18 protein-coding genes are annotated in these 18,296 nt (G+C 56.0%); 12 read left to right on the forward strand and 6 right to left on the reverse strand.

Annotated features, from left to right (window positions below; genetic code table 11):
- Positions 1-36: 36 nt before the first annotated feature.
- Complete coding sequence (locus ACMGG3_RS21415) at positions 37-681, reverse strand: YtjB family periplasmic protein (protein ID WP_020885273.1); 645 nt, start codon at positions 679-681, stop codon at positions 37-39.
- A gap of 117 nt (positions 682-798) precedes the next feature.
- Here ACMGG3_RS21415 and serB point away from each other — a divergent pair, with 117 nt between their 5' ends.
- The 3 genes from serB to nadR are packed head-to-tail and all read left to right on the forward strand — an operon-like array spanning position 799 to position 4,432.
- Positions 799-1,767: a phosphoserine phosphatase gene (gene serB, locus ACMGG3_RS21420; RefSeq protein WP_020885272.1), complete on the forward strand. Its 969-nt coding sequence runs from the start codon at positions 799-801 to the stop codon at positions 1,765-1,767.
- A gap of 11 nt (positions 1,768-1,778) precedes the next feature.
- Positions 1,779-3,164, forward strand: coding sequence for a DNA repair protein RadA (gene radA / locus ACMGG3_RS21425; protein ID WP_014168542.1), 1,386 nt, complete (start codon positions 1,779-1,781; stop codon positions 3,162-3,164).
- 35 nt (positions 3,165-3,199) lie between these two features.
- Positions 3,200-4,432 (forward strand): multifunctional transcriptional regulator/nicotinamide-nucleotide adenylyltransferase/ribosylnicotinamide kinase NadR, encoded by a 1,233-nt coding sequence (gene nadR, locus ACMGG3_RS21430; protein ID WP_014168543.1) that lies wholly within the window; start codon positions 3,200-3,202, stop codon positions 4,430-4,432.
- 59 nt (positions 4,433-4,491) lie between these two features.
- Here nadR and ACMGG3_RS21435 read toward each other — a convergent pair whose 3' ends face one another.
- Complete coding sequence (locus ACMGG3_RS21435) at positions 4,492-5,493, reverse strand: zinc-binding alcohol dehydrogenase family protein (protein WP_020885270.1); 1,002 nt, start codon at positions 5,491-5,493, stop codon at positions 4,492-4,494.
- A 108-nt stretch (positions 5,494-5,601) separates the two neighbouring features.
- On the opposite strand from ACMGG3_RS21435, the gene ACMGG3_RS21440 reads away from it, so the two are divergent.
- Positions 5,602-6,501 (forward strand): LysR family transcriptional regulator, encoded by a 900-nt coding sequence (locus ACMGG3_RS21440; protein ID WP_414149449.1) that lies wholly within the window; start codon positions 5,602-5,604, stop codon positions 6,499-6,501.
- A 68-nt stretch (positions 6,502-6,569) separates the two neighbouring features.
- Here the strand turns inward: ACMGG3_RS21440 and ettA are convergent, their stop codons facing one another.
- Complete coding sequence (ettA, locus tag ACMGG3_RS21445) at positions 6,570-8,237, reverse strand: energy-dependent translational throttle protein EttA (protein WP_014168546.1); 1,668 nt, start codon at positions 8,235-8,237, stop codon at positions 6,570-6,572.
- Positions 8,238-8,464: 227 nt separating this feature from the next.
- Here ettA and sltY point away from each other — a divergent pair, with 227 nt between their 5' ends.
- Positions 8,465-10,402: a murein transglycosylase gene (gene sltY, locus ACMGG3_RS21450; RefSeq protein WP_414149450.1), complete on the forward strand. Its 1,938-nt coding sequence runs from the start codon at positions 8,465-8,467 to the stop codon at positions 10,400-10,402.
- 54 nt (positions 10,403-10,456) lie between these two features.
- Positions 10,457-10,786: a trp operon repressor gene (trpR, locus tag ACMGG3_RS21455; protein ID WP_020885267.1), complete on the forward strand. Its 330-nt coding sequence runs from the start codon at positions 10,457-10,459 to the stop codon at positions 10,784-10,786.
- On the opposite strand, the gene yjjX is transcribed toward trpR, so the two are convergent.
- Complete coding sequence (gene yjjX / locus ACMGG3_RS21460) at positions 10,777-11,292, reverse strand: inosine/xanthosine triphosphatase (RefSeq protein WP_148576544.1); 516 nt, start codon at positions 11,290-11,292, stop codon at positions 10,777-10,779. The two genes, trpR and yjjX, sit on opposite strands and share 10 nt — an antisense overlap.
- 50 nt (positions 11,293-11,342) lie before the next feature.
- On the opposite strand from yjjX, the gene gpmB reads away from it, so the two are divergent.
- On the forward strand, positions 11,343-11,990 hold the full coding sequence (gene gpmB, locus ACMGG3_RS21465; RefSeq protein WP_014168550.1) for a 2,3-diphosphoglycerate-dependent phosphoglycerate mutase GpmB: 648 nt from the start codon (positions 11,343-11,345) through the stop codon (positions 11,988-11,990).
- Here the strand turns inward: gpmB and robA are convergent.
- Entirely contained in the window at positions 11,987-12,856 is an 870-nt protein-coding gene (robA, locus tag ACMGG3_RS21470; RefSeq protein WP_014168551.1) for an MDR efflux pump AcrAB transcriptional activator RobA, read from the reverse strand. The genes gpmB and robA overlap by 4 nt on opposite strands.
- Positions 12,857-13,067: 211 nt before the next feature.
- Between robA and creA the strand changes: the two genes are divergently transcribed.
- Genes creA through creD form a run of 4 tightly spaced genes read left to right on the forward strand, consistent with a single transcriptional unit; the run spans position 13,068 to position 17,075 of the window.
- Positions 13,068-13,538: a protein CreA gene (gene creA, locus ACMGG3_RS21475; protein ID WP_014168552.1), complete on the forward strand. Its 471-nt coding sequence runs from the start codon at positions 13,068-13,070 to the stop codon at positions 13,536-13,538.
- Positions 13,539-13,552: 14 nt separating this feature from the next.
- Positions 13,553-14,242 carry a two-component system response regulator CreB gene (creB, locus tag ACMGG3_RS21480; RefSeq protein ID WP_044857571.1) on the forward strand — a complete coding sequence of 230 codons (690 nt, stop codon included), beginning with the start codon at positions 13,553-13,555 and terminating at the stop codon, positions 14,240-14,242.
- Complete coding sequence (gene creC, locus ACMGG3_RS21485; RefSeq protein WP_049023052.1) at positions 14,242-15,666, forward strand: two-component system sensor histidine kinase CreC; 1,425 nt, start codon at positions 14,242-14,244, stop codon at positions 15,664-15,666. Before creB ends, creC begins: the two co-directional genes overlap by 1 nt.
- Before the next feature lie 56 nt (positions 15,667-15,722).
- Positions 15,723-17,075: a cell envelope integrity protein CreD gene (creD, locus tag ACMGG3_RS21490; RefSeq protein WP_153852711.1), complete on the forward strand. Its 1,353-nt coding sequence runs from the start codon at positions 15,723-15,725 to the stop codon at positions 17,073-17,075.
- Between the two features lie 43 nt (positions 17,076-17,118).
- Here the strand turns inward: creD and arcA are convergent, their stop codons facing one another.
- Positions 17,119-17,835 (reverse strand): two-component system response regulator ArcA, encoded by a 717-nt coding sequence (arcA, locus tag ACMGG3_RS21495; protein WP_003856501.1) that lies wholly within the window; start codon positions 17,833-17,835, stop codon positions 17,119-17,121.
- A gap of 95 nt (positions 17,836-17,930) precedes the next feature.
- Here arcA and yjjY point away from each other — a divergent pair, with 95 nt between their 5' ends.
- The gene (gene yjjY / locus ACMGG3_RS21500) at positions 17,931-18,071 is read left to right on the forward strand and encodes a protein YjjY (protein WP_001541509.1); all 141 of its coding nucleotides are present in this window, start codon (positions 17,931-17,933) and stop codon (positions 18,069-18,071) included.
- The last annotated feature ends 225 nt before the right edge of the window (positions 18,072-18,296 follow it).

Raw genomic sequence — 18,296 nt, forward strand, 5'->3', positions numbered from 1 at the left:
AAAGTTCCTTTTCCGAATCGTAAGCCTACTTTATCACTATTCTTTCTTATCGCCCTCGTCCTCTTCGGGCACCGATTTACTGGCGGTCAGGAGGAAAGGCGATTGCTGCCAGCGGGTGCGTTTACCCTGCAGCAGCGTGCGTGCCAGCACCACACCGATGGCCAACGAGAGCAGCAGCATCAGGCGCAAAATATTGGTGGTGTTGTCCACCTGTTTTGCTTCGGTGGGCAGGGTGTGGGTGTCGAGCGTCAGGCGCAAATACCCGAGCGGACCATTTTTCCCCTGCACGGGTTCGACGATCTGCTGATTGAAATAGCCGCCGGCTTTTTTGCCGTCCAGCGCCAGCCTGTCACGGACGTCAACGTGCTCACCGGCACGGGCGATCAAGTCGCCCTGTTCGTCGTAGACACCGGCATCAAGAATGCGGCTGTTTTCGGTTAACTGGCGTAATATCTGACCTATGCGCTTCTCGTCCGGCGTTTCGGTGCGCATCGCCGGAGCGATGTTGAGCGTGACCTGACGCGCCAGAGTACGCGCCAGTTCCTCAAACTGCGGGTTACGTTGCCGCTGGTGATTCTGGCTGAACCACGATGCCCCTTGCATCAGCGCGACCAAGAGTGCGAGACATATCAGGACAATCACGGCACGATGAAGTCGGAATTTCAGTTTTGCGCGAGCCATATTCCACCTGCTGAAAATTTACGGCTTAATGTTGCCAGAAGTGATGGTTACAAGGTAGCCTCATGCGTTATTTTCCCTCTGGAACCTTCCGGCGCGAACGAATTCACAGGAGCTTCAATGCCGAACATTACCTGGTGCGACCTGCCTACGGATGTCTCTTTATGGCCAGGATTGCCGCTCTCTTTAAGTGGTGATGAGGTGATGCCTCTGGATTACCACGCTGGCCGTAGCGGCTGGCTGCTGTACGGACGCGGCCTGGACAAGCAACGCCTGACCCAATATCAAACCAAACTGGGTGCAGCGATGGTCATCGTGGCGGCCTGGTGCGTAGAGGATTATCAGGTCATCCGCCTGGCAGGTTCCCTGACGCAGCGCGCGACCCGCCTGGCGCATGATGCCGGCCTGGACGTGGCGCCTCTCGGCAAAATTCCACACCTGAAAACGCCGGGTCTGCTGGTGATGGACATGGATTCCACCGCCATCCAGATCGAGTGCATCGACGAGATCGCCAGGCTTGCCGGCAGCGGCGAGCTGGTGGCCGATGTGACCGAACGGGCAATGCGCGGCGAGCTGGATTTCACCGCCAGTCTGAGACAGCGCGTGGCGACCCTGAAAGGGGCGGACGCGAACATCCTGCGCCAGGTGCGTGATGAGCTGCCGTTAATGCCGGGGCTGACGCAGCTGGTGCTGAAGTTAGAAACGCTGGGCTGGAAAGTGGCTATCGCCTCGGGCGGGTTCACCTTCTTCGCCGACTACCTTCGCGACACGTTGCGCCTGACCACCGTGGTGGCGAATGAGCTGGAAATCATGGACGGCAAGCTGACCGGCCAGGTGATCGGCGATATCGTGGATGCCCAGTACAAAGCCAATACCCTGACCCGTCTGGCGGAAAAATATGAAATTCCTGTCGTCCAGACCGTTGCCATCGGTGATGGCGCGAACGACCTGCCGATGATCAAAGCGGCAGGCCTTGGCATTGCCTACCATGCCAAGCCTAAAGTGAATGAAAAGACGGAAGTCACCATCCGTCATGCTGACCTGATGGGGGTGTTCTGCATTCTCTCCGGCAGCGTGAATCAGAAATAACGAGGTAAACCGTGGCGAAAGCTCCAAAACGCGCATTTGTCTGTAATGAATGTGGTGCGGATTATCCGCGCTGGCAGGGGCAATGTAGCGCCTGTCATGCCTGGAACACCATCACCGAAGTGCGTGGTGTGGCGGCTTCGCCGAGCGTGGCCCGCAATGAACGCCTGAGCGGTTATGCCGGCAACGCCGGTGTCGCGAAAGTGCAAAAGCTCTCGGATATCAGCCTCGAAGAGCTGCCGCGTTTCTCGACCGGATTCAAAGAGTTTGACCGTGTGCTCGGCGGGGGAGTAGTGCCGGGCAGTGCGATCCTGATCGGTGGTAACCCGGGAGCGGGTAAATCAACACTGCTGCTGCAAACGCTCTGCAAGCTCGCCGAACAGATGAAAACCCTGTACGTCACCGGTGAAGAGTCCCTGCAGCAGGTGGCGATGCGTGCGCACCGTCTGGGCCTGCCAACCGGCAACCTCAACATGCTTTCGGAAACCAGCATCGAGCAAATCTGCATGATTGCCGAAGAAGAGCAGCCGAAGCTGATGGTTATCGACTCCATTCAGGTGATGCACATGGCGGATATCCAGTCTTCACCGGGGAGCGTGGCGCAGGTGCGTGAAACCGCCGCCTATCTCACGCGCTTTGCCAAAACGCGCGGTGTGGCGATTGTGATGGTCGGCCACGTCACGAAAGATGGCTCGCTGGCGGGGCCGAAAGTGCTGGAGCACTGTATCGACTGCTCCGTCATGCTCGACGGCGATGCCGATTCCCGTTTCCGTACGTTGCGCAGCCACAAAAACCGTTTTGGTGCGGTGAACGAGTTGGGCGTGTTTGCCATGACCGAGCAGGGGCTGCGTGAAGTCAGCAACCCGTCTGCCATCTTCCTCAGCCGGGGCGATGAAGTGACCTCCGGTAGCTCGGTGATGGTGCTCTGGGAAGGGACGCGTCCGCTGCTCGTGGAAATTCAGGCGCTGGTGGATCACTCAATGATGGGTAACCCACGGCGTGTGGCCGTTGGCCTGGAACAAAACCGCCTGGCGATCCTGTTGGCCGTACTGCACCGCCACGGCGGCCTGCAGATGGCGGATCAGGACGTGTTCGTCAACGTGGTCGGCGGGGTCAAAGTCACTGAGACCAGTGCGGATCTGGCGCTGCTGCTGGCAATGGTCTCCAGCCTGCGTGACAGACCGTTGCCGCAGGACCTGGTGGTGTTTGGTGAAGTGGGTCTGGCCGGGGAGATACGCCCGGTGCCTAGCGGCCAGGAGCGCATCTCCGAGGCGGCGAAGCACGGCTTTCGCCGCGCCATTGTGCCCGCCGCCAACGTGCCGAAAAAAATCCCGGAAGGGATGCAGGTCTTTGGCGTGAAGAAACTCGCAGATGCGTTAAATGTCTTTGACGACTTATAATTACGTATTCGATTTTGCAGGAGGCACCGTAATTTATGTCATCATTTGACTACATCAAGACCGCAATCCGCCAGAAAGGCTGCACGCTGCAGCAGGTGGCGGATGCCAGCGGCATGACCAAAGGCTACCTGAGCCAACTGCTGAACGCCAAAATCAAAAGCCCCAGCGCACAAAAGCTGGAAGCGTTGCACCGCTTTCTGGGGCTTGAATTCCCGCGTATGCAAAAGAACGTCGGCGTGGTATTTGGCAAGTTTTACCCGCTGCATACCGGGCACATCTATCTTATCCAGCGTGCCTGTAGCCAGGTGGACGAGCTGCATATCATCATGGGTTACGATGAAACCCGCGACCGTCAGCTGTTCGAGGACAGCGCCATGTCGCAGCAGCCAACCGTGCCGGATCGCCTGCGCTGGCTGCTGCAGACCTTTAAGTACCAGAAAAACATTCGTATTCATGCTTTTAATGAAGAGGGCATGGAGCCGTATCCGCACGGCTGGGATGTGTGGAGCAATGGCGTCAAAGCGTTCATGGACGAAAAGGGGATCACCCCGAACTGGATCTACACCTCTGAAGAGTCCGATGCGCCGCAGTTCCGCGAGCATCTGGGCATTGAAACCGTGCTGATCGATCCAAAGCGTACCTTTATGAACATCAGCGGGGCGCTGATCCGCGAAAACCCGTTCCGCTACTGGGATTACATCCCAACCGAGGTAAAACCGTTCTTTGTGCGCACCGTTGCGATTCTGGGCGGCGAGTCGAGCGGGAAATCGACGCTGGTCAACAAGCTGGCCAACATCTTTAACACTACCAGTGCGTGGGAGTACGGGCGTGATTACGTCTTCTCTCATCTGGGCGGTGACGAGATGGCGTTGCAGTACTCCGACTACGATAAAATCGCGCTGGGTCATGCGCAGTACATTGATTTCGCGGTGAAATACGCCAATAAAGTGGCCTTCATTGATACCGATTTCGTTACCACCCAGGCGTTCTGCAAAAAATACGAGGGACGCGAGCATCCGTTTGTGCAGGCGCTGATAGACGAATACCGCTTTGACCTGGTGATTTTGCTCGAAAACAACACCCCATGGGTTGCTGACGGGATCCGCAGCCTCGGCAGTTCCGTCGACAGAAAAGAGTTCCAGAGCATGCTCATCGACATGCTGCACGAAAATAACGTGGAGTTTGTGCATGTGGAGGAGTCAGATTACGACAGCCGTTTCCTGCGCTGCGTAGAGCTGGTGAAAGAGATGATGGGGGAGCAGGGGTAATTCCCCCCATCCTAACCCTCTCCTGAGGGAGAGGGCCGGTGTGAGGGGGAACACCCCCCTCAATACTCAACCACAACTTTGCCACGCATATGCCCGTCCAGCACTTTTCGGTGCGCTTCGGTGATGCTTTCGACGCTCAGCCCGTGTAGCGTTTCGCTCAGTGAGCTTTCCACCACGCCGTTATCCACCAGCTTCGCAACCTCGTTTAAGATCTCGCCCTGACGCGCCATGTCGGCGGTCTGGTACATGCTGCGGGTGTACATAAACTCCCAGTGCAGCGCGGCGGATTTGGATTTCAGCTTATCCTGGTTCAACGGATGTGCGTTCTCAACGATGGAGCAGATATGCCCCTGCGGTGCGATCAGTTCACTGACGGCATCCCAGTGGCCGTCGGTATCATTGAGAATGAAAATGTAATCCACAAACGTCAGGCCCTGTTTAGCCAGTTCACCTTTCAGGTCCCGGTAATTCACCACGTGATCGGCACCGCGATCGCGACACCACTGAGCAGAATCTTCCCGCGAGGCGGTCGCGACGATCTTCACGTTGCTGCGATGTTTCGCAAACGGGATCGCCAGCGATCCTACGCCGCCCGCGCCGCCAATAATGAGCAGCGTTTTGTCCGGGCCGGCATCCTGGATATTCAGCCGTTCAAACAATCCTTCCCAGGCGGTGAGGGCGGTTAACGGCAAGGCGGCTGCGGCTGCCCAGCCGAGGCTTACCGGCTTATGCCCGACAATGCGCGCATCGATCAGCTGATGGGTGGTATTGCTGCCCGGGCGGGTAATATCGCCCGCGTACCACACTTCATCCCCCGGTTTAAAACCGCTAACGCCTGCACCCACGGCTTTCACAATGCCGCTGGCGTCCCAGCCGAGAACGCGTGGTTCCGTCAGGCCGCTTCTGACGATGCCCGCGTGAACTTTGGTATCGACCGGGTTGATGGAAACGGCTTTTACCTCAACCAGCAGATCGTGCTCGCCGGGCTGCGGCATCGGTTGGGTAATTTCAATGAAATCAGCAGGACTGTCTGGATTAACGGCAATGGCTTTAACTGACATGGTGAGCTCCTTTATGGAAAGCGTGTTTTTGAGACTAGTCTATTAAGTGCTCAGTCGCGTGATAAGATGGACAATTAAGAACGAAGTGTTCGTACAGGATGAACAATCATGTTTAAACAACTTCAGGATATGGCGCTGTTTGCGCTGGTGGCAGAGTTGGGCAGCTTTACCGCGGCGGCGCAGAAAGCTGAGCTGCCGAAATCCAGCGTCAGCCAGCGAATCAGCCAGCTTGAGCAGCAGGTGGGGATCCGCTTGCTCAATCGTACTACGCGCAGGCTGAACCTGACGTTCGCCGGCGAGCACTATCTGGTTCACTGCCGTGAGATGCTGGCGGCAAGTGAACGGGCGGAGTACGCCATTCAGCGGCTGCGTGAAAACCCCAGCGGTCGGCTGCGCATCACCTGCCCGGCCGGGATCGGCGCGACGCTGCTGGCGCATTTGAATGCGGAGTTCCAGCTCCGCTATCCGGACGTTTCGCTTGACGTGTCCATTTCTGACGACGTGCTCGACCTGGTCGAGTCAGGTTTTGACGTGGCGCTGCGTACCGGTAAGCCGCAGGACTCCTCCCTGATTGGCCGTTTGATCGGTCATTGCCCGCGTTATATGCTGGCTTCACCGGCTTACCTGGCGCGCCGGGAGCCGCTGACGCATCCCCGGCAGCTGGTGGAGCACCGCTGTATTACCCACAAGGCGTGGTCTGAGTGGCTGTTGCAAAGCGAAAGTGAGGATTACCGTTATCTGCCGGATAACGCCCATCTGACGGATAATCTGGTGTATGCGCGCGAATGTGCCATCGCCGGCGCCGGGATCACGCTGCTTCCCGCTTTTTTGCTTGAGGATAAGGTTGAAAAGGGCGCGCTGGTGAAGGTGCTGCCGGAGTGGAACGTCGAGGGGAACGATCTGTGGCTGGCTTACCCGAGCCGCAAGCTGAACTCGCCGGCGCTGATGCGTTATATCGACTTTGCGATGCAGTGTGATGAGGTGAAGCGGTTTTACGTGGGTGGGTGAACGGTGCGTCACTCACAGGGTGTAGGAACAAACAAAAAAAAACGGCAACTGACGTTGCCGTTTTACATTTATTTCGCAATACGTTTGTACTTAATACGTTTCGGCTCCAGCGCATCTGCGCCCAGCGTACGTTTCTTGTACTCTTCGTATTCGGTGAAGTTACCTTCGAAGAACTCCACTTTCCCTTCGTCCTGGTAGTCCAGGATGTGGGTTGCGATACGGTCAAGGAACCAACGGTCGTGCGAGATAACCATTGCACAGCCCGGGAACTCCAGCAGGGCGTTTTCCAGTGCGCGCAGGGTTTCAATGTCCAGGTCGTTGGTCGGTTCATCGAGCAGCAGCACGTTACCGCCAACCTGCAGCAGTTTGGCCAGGTGCAGACGACCACGTTCACCACCGGAGAGCTCGCCCACGCGTTTACCCTGGTCGGTGCCTTTGAAGTTAAAGCGGCCAACGTAAGCGCGGCTTGGCATTTCGGTGTTACCGATACGCATGATATCCAGGCCGCCGGAGACTTCTTCCCACACGGTTTTGCTGTTATCCATGGCGTCACGGAACTGGTCAACGGAAGCCAGTTTCACGGTTTCACCCAGAGTGATTGAACCACTGTCTGGCTGTTCCTGACCGGACATCATGCGGAACAGGGTGGATTTACCCGCGCCGTTCGGACCGATGATCCCCACGATGGCACCTTTCGGTACGGAGAAGGTCAGGTCGTCAATCAGCAGGCGATCGCCATAAGACTTACGCAGATTGGTGACTTCAACCACTTTATCCCCCAGACGTGCGCCAGGCGGAATAAACAGTTCGTTGGTCTCGTTACGTTTCTGGTATTCGGTGTTGTTCAGCTCTTCAAAGCGTGCCAGACGGGCTTTGCCCTTAGACTGACGGCCTTTAGCGCCCTGACGAACCCACTCCAGCTCTTTCTCGATAGACTTACGACGCGCGGCTTCCTGAGAGGCTTCCTGCGCCAGACGCTGGTCTTTCTGCTCCAGCCAGGAGGAGTAGTTGCCTTCCCATGGAATGCCTTCACCACGGTCAAGCTCCAGGATCCAGCCTGCAACGTTGTCGAGGAAGTAACGGTCGTGGGTGATCGCCACAACGGTGCCTTCGAAATCGTGCAGGAAACGCTCCAGCCATGCCACGGATTCCGCATCCAGGTGGTTGGTCGGTTCGTCGAGCAGCAGCATGTCTGGCTTTTCCAGCAGCAGACGGCACAGCGCCACGCGGCGGCGTTCACCCCCGGAGAGGTTCGCGATTTTCGCATCCCAGTCTGGCAGACGCAGGGCGTCAGCGGCGCGCTCGAGCTGCACGTTCAGGTTGTGGCCGTCATGCGCCTGGATAATCTCTTCAAACTTGCCTTGCTGAGCGGCCAGTTTATCGAAGTCCGCATCCGGTTCAGCGTATTTGGCATACACTTCATCCAGACCTTTCAGTGCGTTAACGACGTCAGAAACCGCCTCTTCAACGGATTCACGAACGGTGTGTTCCGGATTGAGCTGAGGCTCCTGCGGCAGGTAGCCAATTTTGATGCCAGGCTGCGGACGGGCTTCACCTTCGATGTCTGTATCGATGCCGGCCATGATGCGCAGCAGGGTGGACTTACCGGCACCGTTGAGACCCAGAACACCGATTTTTGCGCCCGGGAAGAAGCTCAGCGAGATATTTTTAAGAATATGACGTTTCGGCGGGACAACTTTGCCGACACGATGCATGGTATAAACGAATTGAGCCACGTTGGACTTCGCCTCTTTTATCGTGATGAGAAAGAATATCAGCCTCGAAGTGTAGCCTTTTTCCCGTCCTAATCCCAGCCAGGAACGTCGGGAGTGTTAAAACGCGCAAGAAAGGTAAAAAAGTGTCCGCGACGTGGCGCGTTGCAGGATGCCTGGTTAGCATAAGTTAATTAGACTTTGACGTGGCAAGACGCTGCAATTGACGAAAAAACAATGAGGAAGAGCTTGTGGGAAAAGCCAAACAGGTGGTCTGGCGTCTGCTGGCTGCCAGCGTATGCGTGATGGCGGCAAGCCAGGCGGTGCATGCCGATTCACTGGATGAACAACGTAATCGCTACGCCCAGATTAAACAGGCGTGGGACAATAAGCAGATGGATACCGTGCAGGCGCTGATGCCGACCTTAAAAGCGTATCCTCTCTATCCGTATCTGGAGTATCGGCAGATCACTGACGATCTCATGAATCAACCCACGGTCACCGTGAATAACTTTATTCAGGCGAACCCGACGCTGCCGCCCGCGCGGACGCTGCAGTCTCGTTTTGTGAACGAACTGGCACGTCGTGAAGACTGGCGTGGGCTGCTGGCGTTTAGCCCGGAAAAACCGAACACCACCGAAGCCCAGTGTAACTATTACTATGCGAAGTGGGTTACCGGACAGCAGGAAGAGGCCTGGGCGGGCGCGAAAGATCTGTGGTTGACCGGAAAAAGCCAGCCAAATGCCTGTGATTCCCTCTTTGGCGCATGGCGTGCGTCAGGTAAGCAGGATCCGCTGGCGTACCTTGAACGTATTCGCCTGGCGATGAAAGCCGGAAACACGCGGCTGGTTACCACGCTTGCGGGACAAATGCCGTCTGATTATCAGACGATCTCAACCGCCGTCATCGCCCTGGCGAACGATCCGAACAGCGTACTGACCTTTGCCCGCAGCACCGGCGCGACCGATTTTACCCGCCAGATGGCCGCAGTGGCTTTTGCCAGCGTGGCGCGTGACGACGTGGAAAATGCGCGGCTGATGATCCCGCAGCTGGTGCAGGCGCAGCTGCTCAATGAAGATCAAACTCAGGAGCTGCGCGACATTGTGGCGTGGCGACTGATGAGCACCGATGTAACCGACGAGCAGGCGCGCTGGCGAGACGATGCGATTATGCGTTCGAACTCCACATCGCTGGTGGAGCGCCGCGTGCGTATGGCGCTGGGGACGGGCGATCGCCGGGGGCTGAATACCTGGCTTGCGCGTCTGCCAATGGATGCCAAAGAGAAAGACGAATGGCGTTACTGGCAGGCGGATCTGCTGATGGAGCGCGGGCGTGACGATGAAGCCAAAGAGATCCTCCATGCGCTGATGCAGCAGCGTGGGTTCTACCCGATGGCGGCCGCACAGCGTCTGGGTGAGGAGTACACGTTCCGCATTGATAAAGCCCCTGCTAACGCCAGCCCGACGTTGACTCAGGGACCAGAAATGGCGCGCGTTCGCGAGCTGATGTACTGGAACATGGACAATACCGCCCGTAGCGAATGGGCGAATCTGGTGACCAGCCGTACGACCGATGAGAAGGCACAGCTTGCACGCTATGCCTTTGATAACCACTGGTGGGATCTGAGCGTGCAGGCAACGATCGCCGGCAAGCTGTGGGATCATCTCGAAGAGCGTTTCCCGCTGGCCTATAAAGATCTGTTCGAGCGCTACACCAGCGGTAAAGACATTCCACAAAGCTACGCCATGGCCATTGCCCGCCAAGAGAGTGCGTGGAACCCGAAAGTCCGTTCCCCGGTCGGGGCCAGCGGCCTGATGCAGGTGATGCCGGGAACCGCGACGCACACGGTGAAGATGTTTAACATCCCGGGATACAGCAGCCCGTCACAGCTGCTGGATCCGGAGACCAACATCAACATCGGTACCAGCTACCTGCAGTATGTTTATCAGCAGTTCGGCAATAACCGCATCTTCTCCTCGGCGGCGTATAACGCAGGCCCGGGCCGCGTGCGCACCTGGCTTGGCAACAGCGCCGGGCGCATTGACGCCGTCGCGTTTGTGGAAAGTATTCCGTTCTCGGAAACCCGCGGCTATGTGAAGAACGTATTGGCTTATGACGCCTACTATCGCTATTTCATGGGACAAAAAGATACCCTGATGAGCGATGCTGAGTGGCAGAGACGTTACTGATGGGGCGGGTTGTGTTATGCTGTACTCGTTAATGAGTACAACAGGCGGCATAACATGACCCAGCATTCCCCGTATTCCTCGGCAATGGCCGAACAACGTCATCAGGAGTGGCTTCGTTTTGTGGAGTTGCTCCGCCAGTCTTACGACCAGGATCTGCATTTGCCTTTATTGCAGCTGATGCTGACGCCGGATGAGCGTGAAGCCCTGGGCACACGCGTGCGGATCATCGAAGAGCTGTTGCGCGGTGAGATGAGCCAGCGTGAGCTTAAAAATGAGCTGGGCGCGGGTATCGCGACGATCACCCGCGGATCGAACAGCCTGAAATCCGCGCCGGTGGAACTGCGTCAGTGGCTGGAGTCTGTGCTGCTGGGCGCTCAGCGATAAATCGTGTTATGGAACGGGCTCAGGGCCAGAATCACCGCCTGGTGGTAAACGCCTGAACGCGTCAGCGCGCCAGCGGTAAAGACGCCAATCGCGCCTTCTTTGCGGCCAATTTCATCGATGCCGGTGTACTGAGACATCACCGGCCCGAGCGCTTCACCCGCGGATACTTTTTCCAGAATGATTTTTGGCAGCGGCAGGGTTGCTGAACGCGCTTCTCCACGCTGTTCACGGTTCTCGATGACCACCCAGCTGAACGTCGCGCCTTCGTCGATACCCGCTTCAATTGCCACCCAGAAGTCAGCATCCGGTGCGGCAGCCCTGGCGTTTGCCACGCGATTTCGTGCGCCAGCGCGCGTTTCCTCGCTGCCAAACGGCTGTTCAGGCACGCCGCTCTCGACGCCGATGGCATCAATATGGCAGGATCCTTCGCCGAAAATCTCTTCGAATGCCCTTAGAATTGCCTGAATTTTGGCAGGATTGGTGGTAGCAGAGACAACATGGTGCATAATTAAGCTCGATTCAAAAAAAACTCATCGCAGTATAACGGAAAAAAAGCATGTTACAGGTATACCTTGTTCGCCACGGTGAGACGCAGTGGAACGCCGAGCGACGTATTCAAGGCCAGTCAGACAGTCCTCTTACTGAAAAGGGTGTGCAGCAGGCGTGGCAGGTGGCAGAACGCGCCAGAACGCTGGGCATTACGCATGTTATCACCAGCGACTTAGGTCGCACACAGCAGACGGCGCGCATCATTGCCGATGCCTGTGGTTGTGATGTCATGATCGAGCCGCGTCTGCGCGAGCTGGATATGGGCGTGCTGGAAAAACGGCATATCGATACGCTGACGGAAACGGAAGAGGGCTGGCGTCGCACGCTGGTCAACGGCACCGAAGATGGCCGTATTCCGGAAGGCGAATCCATGCAGGAGCTGAGCGTGCGCATGCATGCCGCGCTGGCGGAATGCCTGAAGCTTCCGGCCGGGAGCCGTCCGCTGCTGGTGAGTCACGGTATTGCGCTGGGCTGCCTGGTGAGCACGATTCTGGGGTTACCTGCGTATGCAGAGCGCCGTTTGCGTCTGCGCAACTGCTCTATTTCCCGTATCGACTATCAGGAAAGCGCGTGGCTGGCGTCAGGTTGGGTCGTAGAGATGGCAGGGGACATTTCGCATCTTGATGCCCCTGCACTTGACGAACTTCAGCGTTAACGACGTATCGGAATTAAGAATTCCATACGCAGATTGATTGGGCCTTCTTCCGGTTTAGCATCGCTTGCCGGATAGTAGCGCTCAATATCCTGACCTTTACGGCGATTCAGGTTCAGCATTGGCATGCAGGTTCCGTAAACGGTCAGGATAAATTCCTGTACACCCGTTCCCAGCCCTTCATAAGCGAACATCACGTATTCGCCGCCTTCCAGCACCACGGGCTTTGAACCCTGAATATAGCCATTCGCCAGCTCTGGCGTTAACGCGGTGGTGTAGAACACCTCCTGCTCGTCGTCTTTTTCCTGGCTTGGGTGCGTTTCGTTGAGACCATACAGGATGGGCGGGATCGCCGGTGCATGGCTCAGGAAGTCGCGCCAGAACTGAACGCGCATCTGATGACGGAATTCGGAAATCTGCTCCAGCGAACAGGAGTAGCTTTGCGTCGTACCAATCAGGTGCGTTTCTGGCAGGGTGATAAATTCATATTTCGGCATTGCAAACTCGCCCAGACGCAGCGGCGGACGCATGCCAAACGAGCTCCAGTCAGGCGAGCGGCGATAGAGCGCTGGCGTTAACGAGAACTGTTTTTTAAAGGCGCGGGTAAAGGTTTGCTGCGAGTCGAAACGATATTGCAGTGCAATATCCAGAATCGGCCGCGCGGTCAGGCGTAATGCCACCGCTGATTTTGACAGACGACGTGCGCGGATATAGGCCCCGATAGCATGACCGGTGACATCCTTGAACATCCTTTGCAGATGCCACTTGGAATAGCCTGCTTTAGCCGCCACATTATCCAGTGACAAAGGCTGGTCGAGGTGACCTTCCAGCCAGGTGAGCAGGTCGCGAATAATTCCAGCCTGATCCATATACTATCCTCATCCTTAAAACAGCAGGTGCCTGATAACAGGTTAGCGGATAATAGCATTTTTTGATGTTTTAGCATTCAGTGTTTTTTTTGCTCATTAATGCCTTTTGTTCCTCGTTTTGGGTGAATATATTCTAATCCTGTGATCTTGCTACATTTTTGTCTACAGTGTTGAATAATCGCTCAGCGTAATTCTTAAAAATGGTAACAATATGAAATACAAGACTTTGATCTTCACTGCCCTGATGTTGACGGTGGGGCACGCCGCGCAGGCGGAACAGATTGGTTCTGTCGATACCGTTTTCAAAGTGTTCGGCCCGGACCACAAGATTGTGGTGGAGGCGTTTGACGATCCGGACGTGAAAAACGTCACCTGCTACGTTAGTCGGGCGAAAACCGGGGGCATTAAAGGCGGGCTTGGGCTGGCTGAAGATACCTCCGATGCGGCAATCTCCTGCCAGCAGGTCGGTCCTGTGGAGCTGAGTGACAAAATCAAAAACGGCAAAGCGCAGGGCGACGTTGTGTTCCAGAAACGGACCTCGCTGGTGTTTAAAAAGCTGCAGGTGGTGCGTTTTTATGACGCCAAACGCAACACGCTCGCCTATCTGGCCTATTCCGACAAAGTGGTTGAAGGCTCACCGAAAAACGCCATCAGCGCCGTGCCGATCATGCCATGGCACTAATTCAGGGATGAATCATGCAGCAACCTCTGGTCTGGCTGGTTGAGGACGAAATCAGTATTGCCGACACGCTACTCTACATGCTTCAGCAGGAGGGGTTTGCGGTGAAGGCTTTCGGGCGTGGGTTACCGGTACTGGAAGAGGCGCGGCGGCAGGTTCCCGCGCTGGCGATTCTGGATGTCGGGTTGCCTGACATCAGCGGCTTTGAACTCTGCCGCCAGCTTCTGGCGCAGCATCCGTCACTGCCGATCCTGTTTCTGACGGCGCGAAGTGACGAGGTGGATAAGCTGCTCGGACTGGAGATGGGCGCGGATGATTATGTCGCTAAACCCTTCTCCCCGCGTGAAGTCTGTGCCCGGGTGAGGACTATTCTACGGCGGTTACAAAAATCCACCGCCCCCACCGAGATCGTGCGTATCGGGCAGTTTGAACTGAATGAACCCGCCGCCAGAATCAGCTGGTATGGGGAGCCTTTACCGCTCACGCGCTACGAGTTCCTGCTGCTCAAAACATTGTTGCAGGCGCCGGGCCGGGTCTTTTCTCGCCAGCAGCTTATGGACAAAGTGTGGGGCGAAGACGGCGATAGCTTCGATCGTACCGTGGATACACATATCAAAACCTTGCGCGCCAAGCTGCGCGCGGTCAATGACGGGCTTTCGCCCATCAGTACCCATCGCGGGATGGGTTACAGTCTGGGGCTTTATTAATGCGTATTGGCATGCGTCTGCTGCTGGGCTATTTCCTGATTGTCGCTATCGCCGCGTGGTTTGTGCTGTCTATCTTCGTGCAGGAGGTCAAGCCCGGCGTGCGCAGAGCCACCGAAGGCACGCTGATTGACACCGCGACCCTGCTGGCGGAAGTGGGGCGAGACGACCTGCTCGCAGGCAATCCGCAGCAGGGCCAGCTGGCTCAGGCCTTTTCACGGCTCCATCAGCGGCCGTTTCGCGCCAACATTGGCGGCATTCATAAAGTCCGCAACGAGTACCACGTCTACATGACCGATGCCACGGGCAAGGTGGTGTTTGATTCGGCGGGCCTGGCGGTAGGAAAAGACTACTCCCGCTGGAATGACGTCTGGCTGACGCTTCGCGGGGAATATGGCGCGCGCAGCACCCAGAGCAACCCTGACGATCCGGAAAGTACGGTGATGTATGTTGCCGCACCGGTAATGGACAGGGGCAACATTATCGGCGTGCTGTCGGTCGGAAAACCTAACAGCGCCATGGCGCCGGTTATTCACCGTAGCGAGCGGCGGATCCTGTGGGCGGGTGGGGCGCTGCTCGGCATTGCCCTGCTGATTGGTCTGCTGGTGGCGGGATGGATCAATCGTTCCATTGGCAGATTGTCGCGCTACGCCGATGCGGTGACCACGGACACGCCTCTCCCGCTGCCTAACCCCGGCAGCAGTGAGCTACGAAAGCTGGCGCAGGCGCTGGAAAATATGCGCATTCGCCTCGAGGGTAAGAATTACATCGAGCATTATGTGCATGCGCTTACTCACGAACTCAAAAGCCCGCTGGCGGCAATCCGCGGCGCGGCAGAGATCCTTAATGAGCAGCCGCCGCCGGCGGTGGCCGCGCGGTTTATCGATAATATTCTGGTGCAAAACGCGCGTATGCAGTCGCTGGTGGAAAAACTGCTCTCTCAGGCGCGTCTTGAAAACCGGGTAGAGATAGAGCCGGTGAGCGTGAGTGTCAGCACGCTGTTTTCACGGCTTGCGGATTCACGCTCCGCCGTTATCACGGCGAAAAATATCATCCTGACCTGCCAGCCCACTTCGCTGCAGGTGCAGGGCGACCCCGAGCTGCTTGAACAGGCGCTGGGTAATTTGCTGGATAATGCCATCGATTTTACCCCGCAGGGCGGGACGCTTCAGCTGGCTGCCGAGGAGACGCCAACCGAGATCCGGCTTACCGTAAGCGACAGCGGAAGCGGGATACCGGACTATGCCATGGCGCGTATTTTTGAACGTTTTTACTCGCTCCCCCGTGAGAACGGGTTGAAAAGCAGCGGGCTGGGTCTGGCATTCGTGCAGGAGGTGGCGCGTCTGCATCAGGGGGACATTGCTCTGCATAACCAACCAGAAGGCGGCGTGAAAGCCACGCTGACACTTCACCGTCACTTCACATAACTTCAAACTGGCCCCACATAGCCCCGGTACGCTCTCCTCATCACAAAGGAGACGTAATGATGAAATCCCCCCTGTTCTGGAAAGTAAGCACCCTGCTGGGGTGCATTCTGCTGTTGTTAGTCCCGCTCTTTATGGTCAGTAACCTGATTTCGGAGCGTGAGAGCTACCGTAACGATGTTGAACACTCGCTTCGCCAAAGCACCAGCGGGCCGCAAAAGCTGGTAGGACCGCTGATTGCCATTCCTGTCACCGAGGTTTTTTACAAACTTGAGGATGAGAAAAAGGTCGAATACAAAAAAAGCTACCTGCACTTTATCCTGCCGGAATCTCTGCTCGTTGAGGGAAATCAGCGCGTGGAGTCCAGAAGCATCGGTATCTATGACGGGCAAATCTGGAACACCGATCTCAAAATAAAAGCGCAGTTTTCGACGGAGAAAATGGCGCAGCTGAAGGGCGAAACCATGACGCTGGGGCAGCCATTCCTGGTGATTGGCGTGGGTGATGCCCGGGGCATTGGTACGGTGAAGGTCGCAAAAATCAACGGTGAGACGCTCAGCGTAGAACCGGGAACCGGCGTGTATGGCACACTTGCCGGTATTCATATTCCGCTGAGTGATAAAGCCCTTGAGCCGAAAACGCTCGCCCTTGATATGTCGTTTAACCTGGCGGGGACGGGCAGTTTTGCGGTGGTGCCAGTCGGGCGTAACAGCGAAATGACGCTGAGCAGTAACTGGCCGCACCCGGGATTTATGGGATATTACTTGCCTGTTAAACATCAGATTAGCGAGTCTGGTTTCCAGGCAAACTGGCAGAGCAGCTGGTTTGCTAACAACATGCAAAGCTGGTTCGCCGAGGGCGAGTCACCAGAGTGGAGTTCTATCCCGGCCTTTAGCGTGACGGTTGCCACGCCAGCGGATCAGTACCAGCTGACAGACCGCGCGATCAAGTACGCTATTTTACTGATTGCCCTGACGTTTATGGCCTTCTTCGTGTTCGAAACCCTTACCGGATTGCGTCTGCACCCAATGCAGTATCTGCTGGTGGGGTTGTCGCTGGTCCTCTTCTATCTCGTCTTACTTGCCCTGTCTGAGCATGTCGGGTTTACGCCGGCCTGGATTATGGCAAGCCTTGTCGGCGCGATGATGAATGGTGTGTACCTGCAGGCGGTACTGAAAAGCTGGAGGCGAAGCGGGGTGTTTATTCTGGCGCTGCTGGGGCTGGATGTCGTGATGTGGTTCCTGCTGCGTTCTGAGGACAGCGCGTTGCTGCTGGGAGCTGCCGTACTGGCGATGGCACTGTTTGCGGTCATGTACCTGACGCGTCACCTTGACTGGTATTCGCTCTCTCAGCCGAAGCGTCCCGTCCCCCCTGTTGAACCTGATGCGGATACGATGCGAGTCTGGAAATAAAAAACGGCGCGAAAGCGCCGTTTTTTTTACTTCAGTTGCCGGATTACTCCTGCAGGTCGCCGCAGAAACGATAACCTTCACCGTGAATAGTGGCGATAATTTCCGGCGTATCAGGCGTAGATTCGAAATGTTTACGGATACGACGGATGGTCACGTCTACGGTACGGTCGTGCGGCTTCAGCTCACGGCCGGTCATTTTCTTCAGCAGTTCTGCACGGGACTGAATTTTGCCCGGATTTTCACAGAAGTGCAGCATCGCGCGGAATTCACTGCGCGGCAGTTTATACTGCTCACCGTTCGGGCTAATCAGTGAACGGCTATTGATATCAAGTTCCCAGCCGTTGAACTTGTAGCTGTCTACGCTACGACGCTCTTCGCTGACCGTGCCCAGGTTCATGGTGCGGGACAGCAGGTTGCGTGCACGAATGGTTAACTCGCGTGGATTAAACGGTTTAGTGATGTAGTCATCCGCACCGATTTCCAGGCCAAGGATTTTATCAACTTCGTTATCACGGCCTGTCAGGAACATTAACGCGACATTCGCCTGTTCACGCAGTTCGCGCGCCAGAAGAAGGCCGTTTTTGCCCGGCAGGTTGATATCCATGATCACCAGGTTGATATCATTTTCAGAAAGGATCTGATGCATCTCTGCGCCATCGGTCGCTTCAAAGACATCGTAGCCTTCTGCTTCGAAAATGCTCTTTAACGTGTTGCGTGTTACCAACTCGTCTTCAACGATAAGAATGTGCGGGGTCTGCATGTTTGCTACCTAAATTGCCAACTAAATCGAAACAGGAAGTACAAAAGTCCCTGACCTGCCTGATGCATGTCGCAAATTAACATGACCGGCCTAACGTGACTAAAGTACGTAATTGCGTTCTTGATGCACTTTCCATCAACGTCAACAACATCATTAGCTTGGTCGTGGGTACTTTCCCTTTGGACCCGACAGTGTCAAAAACGGCTGTCATCCTAACCATTTTAACAGCAACATAACAGGCTAAGTGACACCAGACACCCAATAAAACTACGCTTCGTTGACATATATCAAGTTCAATTGTAGCACGTTAACAGTTTGATGAAATCATCGTAGCCGAATGCTAGCCTTTGTCACAATTTTTCAATAAACCAACTAGTTGCGTACCTTGATTTATAAACGATACGAATCCAATCAGAAAAGAGTATTCATGAGGTCATTACCATTATAAAACATAAGGATAA

It is taken from the genome of Enterobacter sp. BNK-18, from assembly GCF_047456135.1.
Classification (GTDB): domain Bacteria; phylum Pseudomonadota; class Gammaproteobacteria; order Enterobacterales; family Enterobacteriaceae; genus Enterobacter; species Enterobacter ludwigii.